12 protein-coding genes are annotated in these 15,029 nt (G+C 47.1%); all 12 read right to left on the minus strand.

The genetic code is table 11. From position 1 onward, the window contains the following. Window positions 1–768: 768 nt before the first annotated feature. The 12 genes from ABD846_RS02865 to nuoK all read right to left on the minus strand — a co-directional run bounded on the left by ABD846_RS02865 (window position 769) and on the right by nuoK (window position 15,024). Entirely contained in the window at window positions 769–1,875 is a 1,107-nt protein-coding gene (locus tag ABD846_RS02865; RefSeq protein ID WP_344822482.1) for a COX15/CtaA family protein, read from the minus strand. 7 nt (window positions 1,876–1,882) lie between these two features. Further along, on the minus strand, window positions 1,883–3,076 hold the full coding sequence (locus ABD846_RS02870; protein WP_344822484.1) for a pyridoxal phosphate-dependent aminotransferase: 1,194 nt from the start codon (window positions 3,074–3,076) through the stop codon (window positions 1,883–1,885). Window positions 3,077–3,597: 521 nt separating this feature from the next. After that, window positions 3,598–4,206 (minus strand): peptide chain release factor H, encoded by a 609-nt coding sequence (prfH, locus tag ABD846_RS02875; RefSeq protein WP_344822486.1) that lies wholly within the window; start codon window positions 4,204–4,206, stop codon window positions 3,598–3,600. Between the two features lie 4 nt (window positions 4,207–4,210). Continuing rightward, window positions 4,211–5,455, minus strand: a complete 1,245-nt coding sequence (locus tag ABD846_RS02880; protein WP_344822488.1) for an RtcB family protein — start codon at window positions 5,453–5,455, stop codon at window positions 4,211–4,213. 665 nt (window positions 5,456–6,120) lie between these two features. Then, window positions 6,121–7,119, minus strand: coding sequence for a beta-ketoacyl-ACP synthase III (locus tag ABD846_RS02885; RefSeq protein ID WP_344822491.1), 999 nt, complete (start codon window positions 7,117–7,119; stop codon window positions 6,121–6,123). Window positions 7,120–7,149: 30 nt separating this feature from the next. Next, window positions 7,150–7,896, minus strand: coding sequence for a 3-oxoacyl-[acyl-carrier-protein] reductase (fabG, locus tag ABD846_RS02890; protein ID WP_344822493.1), 747 nt, complete (start codon window positions 7,894–7,896; stop codon window positions 7,150–7,152). Between the two features lie 69 nt (window positions 7,897–7,965). Next, on the minus strand, window positions 7,966–8,958 hold the full coding sequence (locus ABD846_RS02895) for a flavin reductase family protein (protein WP_344822495.1): 993 nt from the start codon (window positions 8,956–8,958) through the stop codon (window positions 7,966–7,968). Window positions 8,959–9,072: 114 nt separating this feature from the next. Continuing rightward, window positions 9,073–9,831 (minus strand): DUF2189 domain-containing protein, encoded by a 759-nt coding sequence (locus tag ABD846_RS02900; RefSeq protein ID WP_344822497.1) that lies wholly within the window; start codon window positions 9,829–9,831, stop codon window positions 9,073–9,075. 90 nt (window positions 9,832–9,921) lie between these two features. After that, the gene (locus tag ABD846_RS02905) at window positions 9,922–11,304 is read right to left on the minus strand and encodes an NADH-quinone oxidoreductase subunit N (RefSeq protein WP_344822499.1); all 1,383 of its coding nucleotides are present in this window, start codon (window positions 11,302–11,304) and stop codon (window positions 9,922–9,924) included. 52 nt (window positions 11,305–11,356) lie between these two features. Next, window positions 11,357–12,775: a complex I subunit 4 family protein gene (locus ABD846_RS02910; RefSeq protein ID WP_344822501.1), complete on the minus strand. Its 1,419-nt coding sequence runs from the start codon at window positions 12,773–12,775 to the stop codon at window positions 11,357–11,359. 21 nt (window positions 12,776–12,796) lie between these two features. Further along, window positions 12,797–14,680, minus strand: coding sequence for an NADH-quinone oxidoreductase subunit L (nuoL, locus tag ABD846_RS02915; protein ID WP_344822503.1), 1,884 nt, complete (start codon window positions 14,678–14,680; stop codon window positions 12,797–12,799). A 44-nt stretch (window positions 14,681–14,724) separates the two neighbouring features. After that, window positions 14,725–15,024 (minus strand): NADH-quinone oxidoreductase subunit NuoK, encoded by a 300-nt coding sequence (gene nuoK, locus ABD846_RS02920; RefSeq protein WP_344822505.1) that lies wholly within the window; start codon window positions 15,022–15,024, stop codon window positions 14,725–14,727. Window positions 15,025–15,029 lie beyond the last annotated feature (5 nt).

Raw genomic sequence — 15,029 nt, forward strand, 5'->3', positions numbered from 1 at the left:
TACCTAAGTAGCCGTTCTTACCTGCGGTTATGAAATTCATCATAACCCGCTGCTTTATTTATTTTGCTTCCATCTGTTTCAAAGAACTTTGTTTAACAATTACCAACCTCTGTCAGCAACCTTTCCGTTAAACCGTGATCGATCCGGGGAACTCGAACCCCGCTGCCTGCCTCTCATTTATCGACTCTCTTAAGAACTAACTCCCTCACTCTCTTTCGTTTGGGGTTGCAAAGGTAAAACCTTATTTTCAAACCACCAAATTTATTTTTAAAAAACTTTTCGAAAGAACCGCTCAACTACTTTTCTTTTTTCGTTGGGGTTGCAAAGGTAAAACCTTTTTTCAAACCACCAAATTTTTCTTGAAAAATTTTTGAACTTTTCTTTTTGAAAACCGACGGGCTATTAAATTGACAATCAATTTATTAAACCCTGCTTTAAGAACTGTTTCCCTATTCGTTTTTCCGTTTTGGGAGCGCAAAGATAAGAGCATTTTCATTCCCACCAAATTTTATTTCAAAAGTATCTTAAAAAAGATCGGAGCCTGACTACATATTCCAGTTGTAAGCCGCTACAGTAAAGGCTTTCATTGTGCAAAAGATTTTTAACCGCTCTAAGCTTTTTCCGGGATCAATAGCGGAACGGCGCGTTAAAACAACGCAGTATCCTTTGCAATCAGCACTTATTGCGGTGTTCAAGTAGGGCTAAAATGAAGACACCGCGATACAAATGTTCCTGTACCGCGGTGCCGAATGATTGTATTAATACTGCTTATCGCTGTTTTCGCAACAGAAAGTAATTGTACACGAGACCGACCAGTAACAGTATGGCCACCATCTGATGCAGTTCTGCCAGCCATTCGAAGCGTTGGAATTTGCTTTGCGTCATAAGCGGTGCATTGAGAATCGTACACACTCCCAATAGCACCTGCAGCAAGACCAGTCCTGCTGAAATACCCGCGGCACGACGCATTTCCGGCGTTGCACCTGCGGAACGCACGCGAAAAAAGAAAACCAACAGTAATGCTGTAATAAGGTATGCCAGGCTGCGGTGTATGAAATGCACCATCAACGGATGATCCGTGAGTATATGTACACCTGAATACCTGGCTGATCCGAACTGATGTATATCAGCCGGGAAGAAGGAACCGTTAATATCCGGCCAGGTAGCAGCTGCGGGAGCTGCTTTCAGTCCTGCCATAAATGCTCCGTAACAAAGCTGCAATGCAAATAACACGAGTATTGTCCCGGCAAAACCCTTTAATCCCGTATTGTACGTAATAGCTTCCGGCTTTACACGCAATTTCAGCGCGAACCAAAGCGTATAGCACAACAGTACCAGCGCAAACATAAAATGCATTGCCAGTTTGATATGGCTTACATGCGTGTCGTCGGGGTTGAGTCCGCTTGCCACCATAATCCATCCCACAGCTCCCTGTAAAGCGCCCAGCAGGAAGAGCACAATCAGCGGTGTTACCATGCCTTTCCCGAAATACTTCTTTACGAGAAAATACACAAAGCCTATAAGGAATGCGCCGCTTAATGCGATACGGGCCCATTCCCGGTGCATCCATTCCCAGAAATAGATTGCCTTGAAATCGGAAAGCGTATAATCTGCATTTTGGGTGAGAAATTGTCCCGACGCCTTTTGCTTGTATAATTCAAAAGCCTGGTTCCAATCTTCCTGATTCATTGGCGGTACCGCGCCCAGTATCGGCTTCCATTCTGCAATGGAAAGTCCTGAGCCTGTAAGCCGGGTGATGCCGCCCAGTAATATCTGTATCAATAAAATGGCAACGCCGAGTAATAGCCAACGGGCTACTGCTCGGCGCTGTTTCTCTTGTCTTACGGTAAGAGATTCCGCATTGTGGTCTGTCATATGACGTCTAGTTGTTCGGATAGGCTTTTAAGGCTTGCTCGAGGCAATCCATTGCGTGATTGATATCTTCCAGGTTCAGTACATACGCGAGGCGGACTTCATCTTTGCCGCAGCCGGGAGTAGCATAGAATCCTGCAGCAGGAGCCATCATTACTGTTGCGCCTTCGTAAGAGAACTCTTCCAGCAACCACTGGCAGAAGCGTTCTGTATCTTTTACCGGTAATTTGGCCATTGCATAAAATGCACCCCCCGGATTCGGACAGAATACGCCGTCCATCGCGTTCAACCGGGATACGAGCAGATCGCGGCGTTTGTTATACTCTGCATGCACTTCATCAAAGTAATTCAGGGGCAGATCCACGGCTGCTTCTCCGAGTATCTGTGCGAACGAAGGAGGGCTAAGGCGAGCCTGTGCGAATTTCATCGCCGTCGTGAGTACGGATTCATTTTTGGTAACAAATGCTCCGATACGGCCGCCGCAGGCGCTGTACCGCTTGCTGATCGTATCCATCAGAATAGCGTGCTGTTCGAGGCCGGGAATGCTGAGTGCAGAAATGTGTTTGTTGCCGTCGTAGCAGAATTCGCGGTAAGCTTCATCAGAGAACAGGAACAGGTCATGTTTCAGGCAGATGTCGCGCAATACTTCCAGTTCCTGCATGCTATACAGATATCCTGTAGGATTGTTAGGGTTGCAGATCATGATCGCTTTGGTACGCGGTGTGATCGCCTTTTCAAAAGCTTCGATCGGGGGCAATGCGAAGCCCGTTTCGATAGCCGACGGAATCGGTACCACTTTTACACCGGCGCTGATTGCGAAACCATTGTAATTTGCATAAAACGGCTCCGGAATAATGATCTCGTCTCCCGGATCCATACACGACATTACACCGAACAGAATTGCTTCTGAACCGCCCGTAGTAACGATGATCTGGTTATGATTAACGTCAATATTGTTTCTTTTGTAGTATTCCACCAGCTTTTTGCGATAGCTTTCGAAACCTGCGCTGTGACTGTATTCCAATACTTTCATATCAGCGTGTCGTACAGCATCCATGATCGCTTTTGGCGTTTCGATATCGGGTTGCCCGATATTCAGATGATATACTTTTGTACCTCTCTTCTTTGCAGCTTCGGCAAAGGGTACGAGCTTACGGATCGGGGAAGGCGGCATCATTTCACCGCGGTGTGCAATTTTAGGCATGGCGCAAAGTTAAGGCATAGCTCGATTCGCGATAAAGCCGGATCACTATATCAAAACAATTTATCCGACACTGAAAATCAGTACTTTTGATCTATGGACCTGATTGTAGACCCGTTCACTCTGAAACTACTTATAGTTCTTCCCGTATTGCTCTATTGTATTACGATATGGCTGATTATCCGGAACGAAAAGGACCGTTGGCCATTTGCCCTATGGATTACCGGCATATTTCTGCTGCCGGTTGCAGGTTGTATCATTTATCTTTTAAAGTCGTTGTTCTCCCTGATGAATCGATCCCCAAAAGCGCACATGAACCAACAGGTTTGATTTCTGCGCTGCGCAAATACTAAGCTGTTGCCGCAAGCGTTTAATGGTTCTTTGAACATACCGGGATGATTGACGGATCACTTTCCAAACCGTTACTCATGGATTAAGGCCTTTCAGCTTCAGGAAGAATAGAAGCCTATAGCCAGGCTACAGGCTTCTATGAATAGCAATCCTCCAAATCCGCTTTCTGCCTTTTACAAAGGTTCACGAAAAATACGTGTAGCACCTCCGCGCTGTAAGGCATCGTGTTCCTGCCATCTTCCGTAACGGCTTTCGGATTCACGCTGTGTCTCCGCCAACAGAAGCTTTGCACGCAAACGCTCCAGCGCAGCTTTTTTATTCTGCAACTGGGAGCGACTGTCCATAACCATTACCTGCAATCCGGTAGGCAAATAAGTTGCTCTTACGGCTGTTTCCACCTTATTTACATTCTGTCCTCCCGGACCAGATGAGCGGCAGGTTTCGATACGCACCCTCCGCTCGTCCCACTCTCTCAATTCAACCTCCCGGAATGCAGCAATATGCACAAACCAGTTTTTACGTTTATGGTAGGGGCGCAGCGGACTGGAAGCGATCCATTGCAGAGTTCCCGTCCACTGCTGAACAAAGTCTTCTGCACCTTCACCCTGTACTTTAAAAACCTGAGAACGGACGCCATGGCCTTGTTTCAAAATTTCCACGGTTTTCGCCATGATGTTATGGCGTGTTGCATCGGCTTCGAATTTTTCTGCAATACGCGCGGCAGCAAGGGCGCATTCGTCTGGCCCTCTTCCCGCGCTGACTAATACTATCATTGTTTGCATACAATCAATCTTTATTCATTCTTACAATTTTGGGATAAAATACTCCCTCTATATTTACCAATGCGCGCTGCGACTTCATAACGGAAGCAATGTCTTTGTACGCTTCCGGCGCTTCTTCGACGTTACCGCCGATCAGTTGTACACCCGATGAGGAAAGCGTTTTTCTGAGGCCCGATACAGTAATGCGTTCCTTCGCACGCTGGCGACTCATAGCGCGTCCCGCACCATGCGAAGCAGACAACAGTGTCGATTCATTTCCCTTTCCGGAAACGAGGTACGCAGGGGCACACATGCTACCGGGTATAATACCCATAACACCTTTGCCTGCCGGCGTTGCTCCTTTACGATGTACCACATACTCATTACCATCTGAAAATTTTTCCTTCCACGCAAAATTGTGATGGTTCGACACCTGGATCAACGGTGTTAATCCCAGCTCACGGGATAAATTGGCATGAATCACTTCATGGCAGGCGCTTGCGTACGCGCCGGCCAACTGCATGGAGATCCAGTATTCCTGCCCCTCCTCTGTATGCATGTCCAGCCAGGCCATATGCTTTATCATATCGGGCAGACGACACTTGTCCATTGCAATATCCGTATAATGACGTGCTACACCTGCACCCAGTCCGCGGCTTCCGGAGTGTGACAAAAGCGCGACGTATGCTCTTCCAGACGGTAACCCCAGCACATTAGCCTCATGCATTTCTATAGTACCAAATTCAACAAAGTGATTGCCACCGCCGGAACTGCCCAGTTGCTTTGCAGCCTTACCCTGAAGACGCCTGAGCAATTCGGTTGTCCTGAACGAAGGGTGATCCAAAACATCGTGCTCTGCGGGAAATCCCGGATTTCCCTCCATACCAAAATGCGTAAAATTCCGGATAGCCTTTTCGGCTTCATGATTATGGCTTTTAAAGAAACTGGCCGGATCTTCGAAAATGGTCAGCGCCATACGGCAGCCGATATCCACACCCACCGCAAATGGAATGACTTGGTTTGCGGTTGCCAGCACACCACCAATTGGTAATCCGAAACCAGCATGTGCATCAGGCATTAGCGCACCACGTATACTTACCGGCAATCGCATTGCCCAATCCATTTGTCTGCTTGCGTGTTCATCAATATGCTGTTTTCCGTACACCTGGAATGGTTGCGGCTCTTGTCGCAATTCAAATGACTCGAAATTTGCCTGCTTCGGTTGGTCGGTCAGTTCAACCGCAACCAGCGACCACAAAGGATCGGACATGTATGATTCCGGCTGTGTCCTGACCTTAGTAAGCAGTTCATTTATTTTTTCTTTATCGGCATGCTTGTAATGCCTGTTAATAATAGTAATGACCAGGCTCCTGACTTTATTATCGGAGTAACCCAGCCTATCTAAGTCTTTCGTTTTAAAATTATTTCCCACAGGAATATTTGTTGCTGATTTCCGGCAAACGGAATGTCGCAAAAAGCCATGCTTTTCAACAGTAGCTGCGTACCGGAATAATTATTTAAGAATAAGATTAGGTGCAGAACGCACAGAATGATTCCGGGGCAACCGGAAGAAAAGGCAGACGAAGCGAAGGGATAGCATCTATCCGGATTATCTAAAAGCAGTAAACTTCAGAGAAACACAGGGCTTGCCTGCCTCAACTCAGGCAGCGCCGGAAACGGAACGATATGTGAGGAGCCAAGTCATGATAAATTGTATTTAAAGAATAATACAATAGCTTAAGGCTGCAAATATACACCTAATATTTTGAGAATATGACATAGGGGACAAAAGCAATTCCTGCAAAACATATCCGCACTCACCATTCGGATGTCTGAGTTATGAGCATGAAGTGGAACGAATCGGCGGTAGAAGCCCTGAAACAAAAAGAGCATCGCTATTGTTATAACGATGCCCCTTTTAAAATCTTTCCCGGATTACTTCGTGTCGTATGCCCACTTCAGGTATGTGGCGCCCCAGGTGAATCCTCCGCCAAAGGCAGCAAGGATGATATTATCTCCTTTCTTCAGTTGTTTTTCCCATTCCCATAAACAGAGGGGCAGCGTGCCGTTGGTGGTATTTCCGTATTTCTGAATATTCACCATTACCTTCTCTTCGTCAAGTCCCATGCGCTCACGTGTGGCGGAAATAATACGCAGATTGGCCTGATGCGGAACGAGCCATGCTACATCTTCAGCGGTAAGGTTGTTGCGCTCCATGATCTCAGCAGAAACATCCGCCATGTTCTTAACCGCAAATTTGAACACCGTCTGTCCTTCCTGGTACACGTAATGTTCTTTATTCATTACGGTTTCCATAGACGCAGGTTTTACAGATCCGCCGGCTTTCTGGTGGAGATAGGCTCTTCCGGCGCCATCGCTGCGCAGGATAGAATCTATAATACCGAATCCTTCTGTATTAGGTTCGAGCAATACCGCTGCGGCACCGTCTCCGAAAATGATACAGGTGGCGCGGTCTTCGTAGTTGATGATAGAAGACATCTTATCTGCTCCGATCACCACCACTTTTTTATACTTTCCCGTTTCTATAAACTGTGCACCTGTGGTAAGTGAATAAAGGAAACTGGAACATGCTGCATTGACGTCATAACCAAAAGCATTGCGCATACCCACCATATCGCACACCACATTGGCGGTAGCGGGAAATTGCATATCCGGGGTAGTGGTCGCACAAATAACCAGATCAATTTCCATAGGGTCTATGCCTCTTTTTTCGAGCAATTGCTCCACGGCTTTTGAAGCCATCGTAGAAGTACCGAGACCTTCTCCTTTCAGAATGCGTCTTTCCTTGATTCCTGTACGGGTGATAATCCACTCATCGTTTGTATCAACCATTGTTTCCAACTCTGCGTTGGTCAGTCTGTATTCCGGAACATATCCTCCTACTGCTGTAATGGCTGCGTGTATTTTCTGCATTTATGTTTAATTATGTTGATCTAAATAGTATCAGTTCATTCCTCCGCAGGTGCTGATCACCTGTCCTGTAACATAGCTGCTCATATCCGAAGCAAGGAACAGTGCTACATTTGCGATTTCTTCCGGCTTTCCGAAACGTTGCATCGGGATTTTCTCAAACCATTTTCCTCCTCCGTCTCCATCGTTCAGGTAGTGCGTCATATCGGTTTCGATAAATCCCGGCGCAATTGCGTTTACACGGATGTTGCGGCTTCCTATTTCCTGCGCGATAGACTTCGTAAAGCCGATGATTCCCGCTTTGGATGCCGCATAGGCACTCTGACCGGGGTTGCCTTTGACACCTACCACCGAGCTCAGGTTGATGATGCTTCCTGCGCGGTTTTTCATCATCGGACGGATTACCTGACGGGTAAGATTGTATACACTTTTGAGATTGGCCTGCATGGTTTCATCCCATTGTTCGGGCGTTACACGCAATAAAAGATTGTCGCGGGAAATTCCGGCATTGTTGACACAGATATCGATACCACCGAATTCTTTGATCACATCATTTGCCAGCGCTTCTGATGCGGCATAGTCGGCTGCATCAGATTTATAGGCTTTTGCTTTAACACCGAGTGCAGTGAGCTTTTGCTCCAGTGCACGGGCACGTTCATCAGAAGAAAGATAGGTAAACGCAATGTTGGCTCCCTGTTCAGCGAATTTGATCGCAATGGCTTCGCCGATACCACGACTGGCACCTGTGATTAATGCCGTTTTATTTTCCAATAACTTCATTGAAGGATTGTAATTAGTCGGTAAAATTAGTAAAAATATCGGAGGCTGGTAACCTCCGCAAGGAAAAGCTTAGATGAGTATCCGCACATCTCCGCCCACAGCGTATCCGGTGCAGGTAAGCACGCGGCCTTCCGCAATCTCTTTGTCTGGCAATACTTCGTTGTAAGCCATCCATACCAGGCCCTCAATACACCGTGCGACACAGGTTCCGCATCGTCCCGATTCACAACTGTAGGGCATAGGAATACCTGCTTTTTTTGCCGCAGAAAGGATGGTATCCGGGTAAGTGACCGGAATGCTTATTGTTGTGGCACCCTGTACGATCGTTACATTATGGGTTTGCGTATCCGGAGGTAATTCTTTGGGAATAAGTTTCAGCGGAACGAAATCTTCCGTACGGATCCGGTCTTCCGGAGCACCTCCCGAAAGCAGTGTAATCCTTATCATACGCATGTACTCAAAAGGACCGCATAAATAATAAGCTGCCTCCTGAGGTGCAACAGTCCGGTATTCCGCTAACAGGTTTCCTAAAAGCCATTTGCTCAGGCGTGCGCGTGCCAGATTTTTTGAGCTGCTGTATAAGAATTCAATCTTGAGTCTGTCCGGGTGAATCTGTTGGATGCTCTTCAGTTCTTCTCTGAAGAGAGTCGATGGTTCGTCCCTGTTGCTGTAAATAAGTACCACATTAAGTTCCGGAAATCGCTGCAGCACTTCCGGCAACAACGCAAATATGGGCGTGATGCCGACGCCTGCGGCAAAGAAAAACAGTTGCTTCCACCTGACCGCTTCTTCCTGTATCACAAAAAAGCCAGATGCTCCTATTGTCCTGAGCAGATCGCCTTCCTGCGCGTGATCATGAAGCATGCGGGAGTAAGTGCCGTTGTCCACACGTTTTACGGTTATCGACAGCGGACAAGCAGACGAAATAGAATAGCTGCGACGTTCTTCCGTTCCGTACGGTGTATCAAAAACAAAGGTCAGAAACTGACCTGCCTGAAAGTGGAAATTGTCATCCGGGGTCAATGGTTCAAGCGTGAATGTTTTCACACCAGGTGTCTTCATTGAGATGCTTGTGATCCTTAGAGTTTTGTACAACGCCATTCCCGGGCAAATGATTTGTTATAAAGATAAGGCCCGCACTTGTTTTGTGCGGGCCTTTAATTCTACGTGACTTTTTTAGAAGCTGGTATTGGCTTCTTTCATGATATCCCAATCATCTTCCCCTGAAGATTCCGGAACGAAATTGCGCATGAAGTGATATTGTGTGGCAATCAGCAGCGGGAAAGTAACGGCAAGACCAATAATAAGCACAAGCACACCGAGAAGGGAAAGACCAATGCTCAGCAACACGAATGCGATCAACTGTACAATGTTGTTCCGGCCTATCTTCCAGCTCGCCTTCAATGCTTCCGAATACGACATCTCCGTAAACTGGAGCAGGAAAAAATAGGCAAAAAACCAGATCCCGAAAATAATGGAAACCACCACGAACATCAAGGCGATGCCGGCAAGCGTGGATCCGTAAGTGATAATGAAGGTTTGCGGATCTTCCACAAGCACAGAAAATGCAGACAATCCAAGCATAGCAATGGAAATGATAACGAGTGGAATCATCACCAGTATAGCGAGCCCGACATAAATCAGGTTACCCAGAAACAGACGACCGAATTTGGGACTCCAGGAAAAAAAATTTCCAAACTCCAACTGTCCGGTCTGCCGGTAATGGTGGCATGCTGCAAAAATACTTACGTTGAAGATAAAGCTTACGAAGCCTGTGAGCATTCCGAGAAAAGGAATAAGCGACAGGATAGCATATACAATCAGGAATACTACGGAGAATCCTGCGTACAGGAATACATTGCTTTTTATATCGTCCCAGGCCCTGCTAAGACTCGTTCCCATTCCATAACCGGCTATCGTAGAATTTATTTGCATATCTATTGATTTTTATCAAAGATAAGAATGCGCTTTTTTTAACCAAAAAAGCGCATTCCTTTTTTTATAAATTCACTTTGCAGCCGGGCTTCAGATACCGGAGGGCAGGAGCAACTGCGGTGCAACACCGAGCAGTATCACCAGCGCCGCTGTGAGCACAAGCAAAAATTTATCTGTGCTGCTTACTTCAGCGTGCAATTGGGGCTCACCTGTTTTAAAGTACATAGCTATCACCACGCGGAAATAGTAATAAGCACTCACGGCCGCCATAATGAGCGAGAATATCACGAGCCACATCAGGTTTCCCTGACGCACTGCGGCCTGCAGCATATAGAACTTAGCCATAAATCCGGCTGTAAGCGGGATACCGGCAAGAGAAAATGTAAATATCGTAGCGGTAAAAGCCAATACCGGCTCCTTCTTTGCGAGCCCGTTAAAACCATCAAAAGTGTAATCCTTCAATTTGAGCAGCACTGCAAACATACCGAGTGTAGCCACTGTATAAGCAACGGCATACACAAGCAATCCCTGCCAGGCGAGTGCGCTCACTGATACTACAGAGAACAGCATAAATCCAGCCTGGGCAATGGACGAATATGCCAGCATGCGCTTAACACTTTGCTGGAATACCGCTGTGATATTTCCGATGAAAAGCGTTGCTGCCGTAACAATTGCCAGCACAGTCATCCAGGCATCGCTGATAGAAGCAAAAGATGTATGGAACAAACGGATGAAGCCGATGAACGCAGCAGCTTTACCGATGGTGGCCATGAAGGCAGTGAAAGGTGTGGGAGAACCATCGTAAACGTCCGGAGTCCAGAAGTGCATGGGAGCGGCCGAAACTTTAAATGCAAATGCGACGATCAGGAAGAGCACACCACTTAGCACCATTGGATTCAGGTGCTCCATTTGCAGAAATGAAAATTTGCTGATATTGAAGTCGCCGGTTGCTCCGTAAATAAGAGTGATCCCCATCAGCAGGATACCGGTGGAAAATGAGCCCATCAGGAAATACTTCAGAGATGCTTCACTGCTTTTCAGATTCTTTTTGTCTGCACCTGCAAGAATATATTGCGGGATGGAAATGATCTCAATACCGATGAACATGATCAGCAGGTTATTAAAGGAAGACAGCAGATACGTACCGGTAAGGATGAAGAAAAACAGCGCAAAGTATTCACCGGTGTATTTACCCACCTTGAGTATATCGTTACCCATCAGCAGTACATACAACAATGTGGCAGCCGTCATCAGCGTATTGAACCAAAGGCTGAAGCGGGTGATCGTCAGCTGGAAATTGAACAATGATATGGTGTTGCCTTCTTTTGCCTGGAATAGTTCCCAGACGTTCACGCCCAGCAATACAACGAGGGCTAAAGTGGCAACGGAAAGCAGTGCCTTTTTCTCTTTGGCCATAAATCCTGCGTACATCATGATAATGCCTAAGACTGTAGCTGCTATAATTGCGTTCATAATATCTTTTTCGTAAAAATTAAGCTTATTGAAATTCTGTTCAGGGAATCGCTCAGAGCGTCACCAGGTTGATCAATGGTTGGGGATAAACACCGAGCACTATAATAAAGGCCAGTAAAACAATTACGGACGTAAGCTCTGCAGCACTCAAGCCGCTGACAGATGCCACACCGGAATTATTTTCACCGTATGCCACTTTCTGAACCATAGATAAAGTATACACTGCGCCGAGAATAATACCCAATCCTGTTACTGCCATAAAAACTGCACTGTAGCCGGACACACCCTGGAATATTCCCGTGAACAGCATAAACTCTCCTACAAATCCATTAGTCAGCGGCAGAGCGATGTTCGCGAAGGAAATAATCACAAGCGAGATGGCGATCACCGGAGCGGTCGTTGCGAGGCCGCCCATCTGGCGCATATCCTGTGTACCGTAGCGGTTTTCTACGAGATTCACGATCACCCACATAGCCGCGATATTGATACCGTGATTGAACATCTGAACCATCAATCCGTCCATAGCTGTCTGGCTTTGCGCGAACGCAGCAGCACACATCAGTCCCATATGCGCAATGGAGGAATAAGCGACCAGTCTTTTTACATTCGTCTGCACCATTGCAATCAATGAAGCATAAACAATGCCGATGATCGAAAGAATCATTACCGTTTCAGACCAATAGGACACTGCCTGAGGAACAACGGGTAACAACCAGCGAACCACAGCATACAATCCCATTTTCACCATCAGTGCACTCAGGATAATCGTAACCGGAGTCGGCGCCTGCTCATAAGCATCAGGCTGCCAGGTATGGAACGGGAAGATCGGCATTTTAATGGCGAAGGCCAGGAACAACAATACAAAAACGATGTTCTGCTGCATGGCTGGCAGTGCTTTACCGGCTGCAATAATATTGTCGCGACTGAACGCGTCGACTCCGCTTGTCTGCAGCGACAGGTAGATAAGCGCTGCCAGCATCATCAATGAGCCCAGGAATGTGTACACAAAGAATTTGAATGTAACGGCAATGCGCTTCTCGCCACCCCAGCGGGAGCAAAGAAAATAAACAGGGATCAATGCAAGTTCCCAGAAGAAATAAAACAACAGCGCGTCGGAAGCGAGGAATACGCCCATAAGGCCTGCCTGACTCAGCATGATCAGACCGTAATAAGAGGCTTCACGCTCCTTCTGGCGATCCAGCACCAGCACCACAGGAAGGATAATCCCGGTGAGCAGGCACAACATAGCCGCCATACCATCGGCAGATAAACTGAATTTCGCACCTAAAGCAGGCATCCAGTTCATTGAAAACGACTCGATGCGTGCTCCGCCGCAGTTGGATGCGACAAATGCAGATAAAGCCAGCGTACACAAAGCACCCAGCAGGGAAAGATTCCGCGCGCCTCCCTTGGCAAAAAAGGAAACAGCTCCGACAAGCAGGGGAATCAGTATAAGCAGTACTAAAATCATATCTTCCTTAAAATAGCTTAATTAAAAATTGAAACAGAAAAGTCCGAGTACGAACAACAGCACAATGCCCACCACCATGGTAAACAGGTAAGCTCCCACCTGTCCGTTTTGCAGCAGGCGCATCCTGTCAGCACCCCAGCGTACCAATCGGCCAACGCCATTTACCGCGCCGTCTATTCCTTTGCGCTCTGCAATACGATCGAGAAATCCACTGAACTGAACCAGCGGACGCACAATAACCGCGTCATACAACTCATCCACATACCATTTGTGCTCAAGCACTTTTGCCAGCCCGGTATTCGGAGCGAAGTCAGGCTTCCTGGTACGGCTGTAGGCGAAAAAGATCATCACTGCAACTAGGGAAACAGATATGCCCATCAGCATATATTCCGTACTGTGCTCCATATGATGTACGCCATGGTTGTGCACTACCGGACTCAGAAATTCGTTTAACAGGTGATGTTCTCCGAACACTTCGGGCATACCGAAAAATCCGGCAACAGCAGCCAGTATAGCCAGCACCATCAGCGGGAAGGTCATTGCGATCGGGCTCTCATGCAAATGATGTTCCTGATCGTGTGTTCCGCGGAAACTTCCGGTGAACGTAAGGAAGTATAAACGGAACATGTAAAAAGCGGTCATCAGCGCTGCTCCTAATGCCAGCACATACAATACCGTATTGTGCGCGAATGCAGCGGCCAGAATTTCATCTTTTGAGAAAAATCCCGCAAACGGCGGTAAGCCGGCAATAGCAATACAGCCGATCAGGAAAGTCCATTTGGTGATCGGCATTTTTTTGCCGAGCCCGCCCATAGAACGGATATCCTGCTCGCCACCCATAGCATGGATAACAGATCCTGAACCCAGGAACAGCAGTGCTTTAAAGAATGCGTGCGTCATCACGTGGAATACCGCGGTGGTATAGGCGCCGCAGCCGATAGCCAGGAACATGAATCCGAGCTGACTCACGGTTGAATACGCAAGCACTTTCTTTATATCATATTGTTTGATAGCAATAGACGCTGCAAGGATAGCAGTAACGAGTCCGATAACTGCAATGAACTGCAATGCAACTTCTGAAGCGTTATATATGGCGGAGCTGCGGGCGATCATATAAATACCTGCAGTAACCATCGTTGCGGCATGGATCAGTGCAGAAACCGGAGTAGGACCGGCCATCGCATCAGGCAGCCAGGTGTACAAAGGCAGCTGTGCACTTTTACCCATTGCGCCGACAAAGAAGCAAATTGCGATCGCAGTAGCCAGACCGTTGCTCATAACCATTCCGCCGGTCTCGGCGAAAAGGCTGTCGTAACTCAGTGTTCCGAAGTTGAGCAGCACCAGCATCATACCGATCAGGAAACCGAGGTCACCTATACGGTTCATAACAAATGCCTTCTTGGCAGCATTTGTATAATCGCGGTTTTTAAACCAGAAACCGATCAGCAGGTAAGAGCAAAGGCCCACACCTTCCCATCCGATAAACATGATGAGGTAGTTGGCGCCCATCACCAGCAGCAGCATGGAAAACACGAAAAGGTTCAGGTAGGCAAAGTACTTCACCACACCTTCATCATCATGCATATAAGACGTGGAATACACATGTATCAGAAAACCGACGCCCGTGATGATGAGCAGGAACAGGGAAGACAGCGCATCAATTTTAAACGCAAAAGGGATTACCAGCTTTCCTGCATGAATAAAGTCGAACAAATGTATCGGAGCGATTGCAGCCGTTGCATTTTTCACTTCAAAGAATACGCCGAGAGACAATCCGAAAGAGATCAGCATCATCAGGCTGGCCAGGAAACCGGCAGCCTGTTTCGGAACGGTCCTCCATCCCAGGCCGTTGATCAGGAAACCGATAAGCGGGAAAAGAGGAATTAAGTAAGCAAGTTGTACCATACTGTCTTTATATATTGGCTGCAGCAGCCGGAATAATAATTTGATTAATGCTTGAGACGATTCAGAATATTCACATCCACTGAATGGACTTTACGGTAAACCATCACGATAATGGCGAGACCCACTGCCACTTCCGCAGCGGCCACAACCATAATGAAGAATACAAATATCTGCGCGGCACTGTCGTTATACATTTTGGAAAATGCAGCCAGCAGCAGGTTCACGGCATTCAGCATCAGTTCGATACTCATGAAGATGATGATCGCATTACGACGCATGAGCGCTCCCATAATTCCGATACAGAAAAGGGCAAGACTCAGGAACAAATAATATTGAATGGGCATTCTAA

The organism is Rurimicrobium arvi, from assembly GCF_039540495.1.
GTDB lineage: Bacteria > Bacteroidota > Bacteroidia > Chitinophagales > Chitinophagaceae > Rurimicrobium > Rurimicrobium arvi.

What these genes read in the sequence shown, in the direction of transcription:
- ABD846_RS02865 (WP_344822482.1), bottom strand. Translation starts at nt 1,875, where the DNA reads ATGACAGACCACAATGCGGAATCTCTTACCGTAAGACAAGAGAAACAG.
- ABD846_RS02870 (WP_344822484.1), bottom strand. Translation starts at nt 3,076, where the DNA reads ATGCCTAAAATTGCACACCGCGGTGAAATGATGCCGCCTTCCCCGATC.
- prfH (WP_344822486.1), bottom strand. Translation starts at nt 4,206, where the DNA reads ATGCAAACAATGATAGTATTAGTCAGCGCGGGAAGAGGGCCAGACGAA.
- ABD846_RS02880 (WP_344822488.1), bottom strand. Translation starts at nt 5,455, where the DNA reads ATGTCCGATCCTTTGTGGTCGCTGGTTGCGGTTGAACTGACCGACCAA.
- ABD846_RS02885 (WP_344822491.1), bottom strand. Translation starts at nt 7,119, where the DNA reads ATGCAGAAAATACACGCAGCCATTACAGCAGTAGGAGGATATGTTCCG.
- fabG (WP_344822493.1), bottom strand. Translation starts at nt 7,896, where the DNA reads ATGAAGTTATTGGAAAATAAAACGGCATTAATCACAGGTGCCAGTCGT.
- ABD846_RS02895 (WP_344822495.1), bottom strand. Translation starts at nt 8,958, where the DNA reads ATGAAGACACCTGGTGTGAAAACATTCACGCTTGAACCATTGACCCCG.
- ABD846_RS02900 (WP_344822497.1), bottom strand. Translation starts at nt 9,831, where the DNA reads ATGCAAATAAATTCTACGATAGCCGGTTATGGAATGGGAACGAGTCTT.
- ABD846_RS02905 (WP_344822499.1), bottom strand. Translation starts at nt 11,304, where the DNA reads ATGAACGCAATTATAGCAGCTACAGTCTTAGGCATTATCATGATGTAC.
- ABD846_RS02910 (WP_344822501.1), bottom strand. Translation starts at nt 12,775, where the DNA reads ATGATTTTAGTACTGCTTATACTGATTCCCCTGCTTGTCGGAGCTGTT.
- nuoL (WP_344822503.1), bottom strand. Translation starts at nt 14,680, where the DNA reads ATGGTACAACTTGCTTACTTAATTCCTCTTTTCCCGCTTATCGGTTTC.
- nuoK (WP_344822505.1), bottom strand. Translation starts at nt 15,024, where the DNA reads ATGCCCATTCAATATTATTTGTTCCTGAGTCTTGCCCTTTTCTGTATC.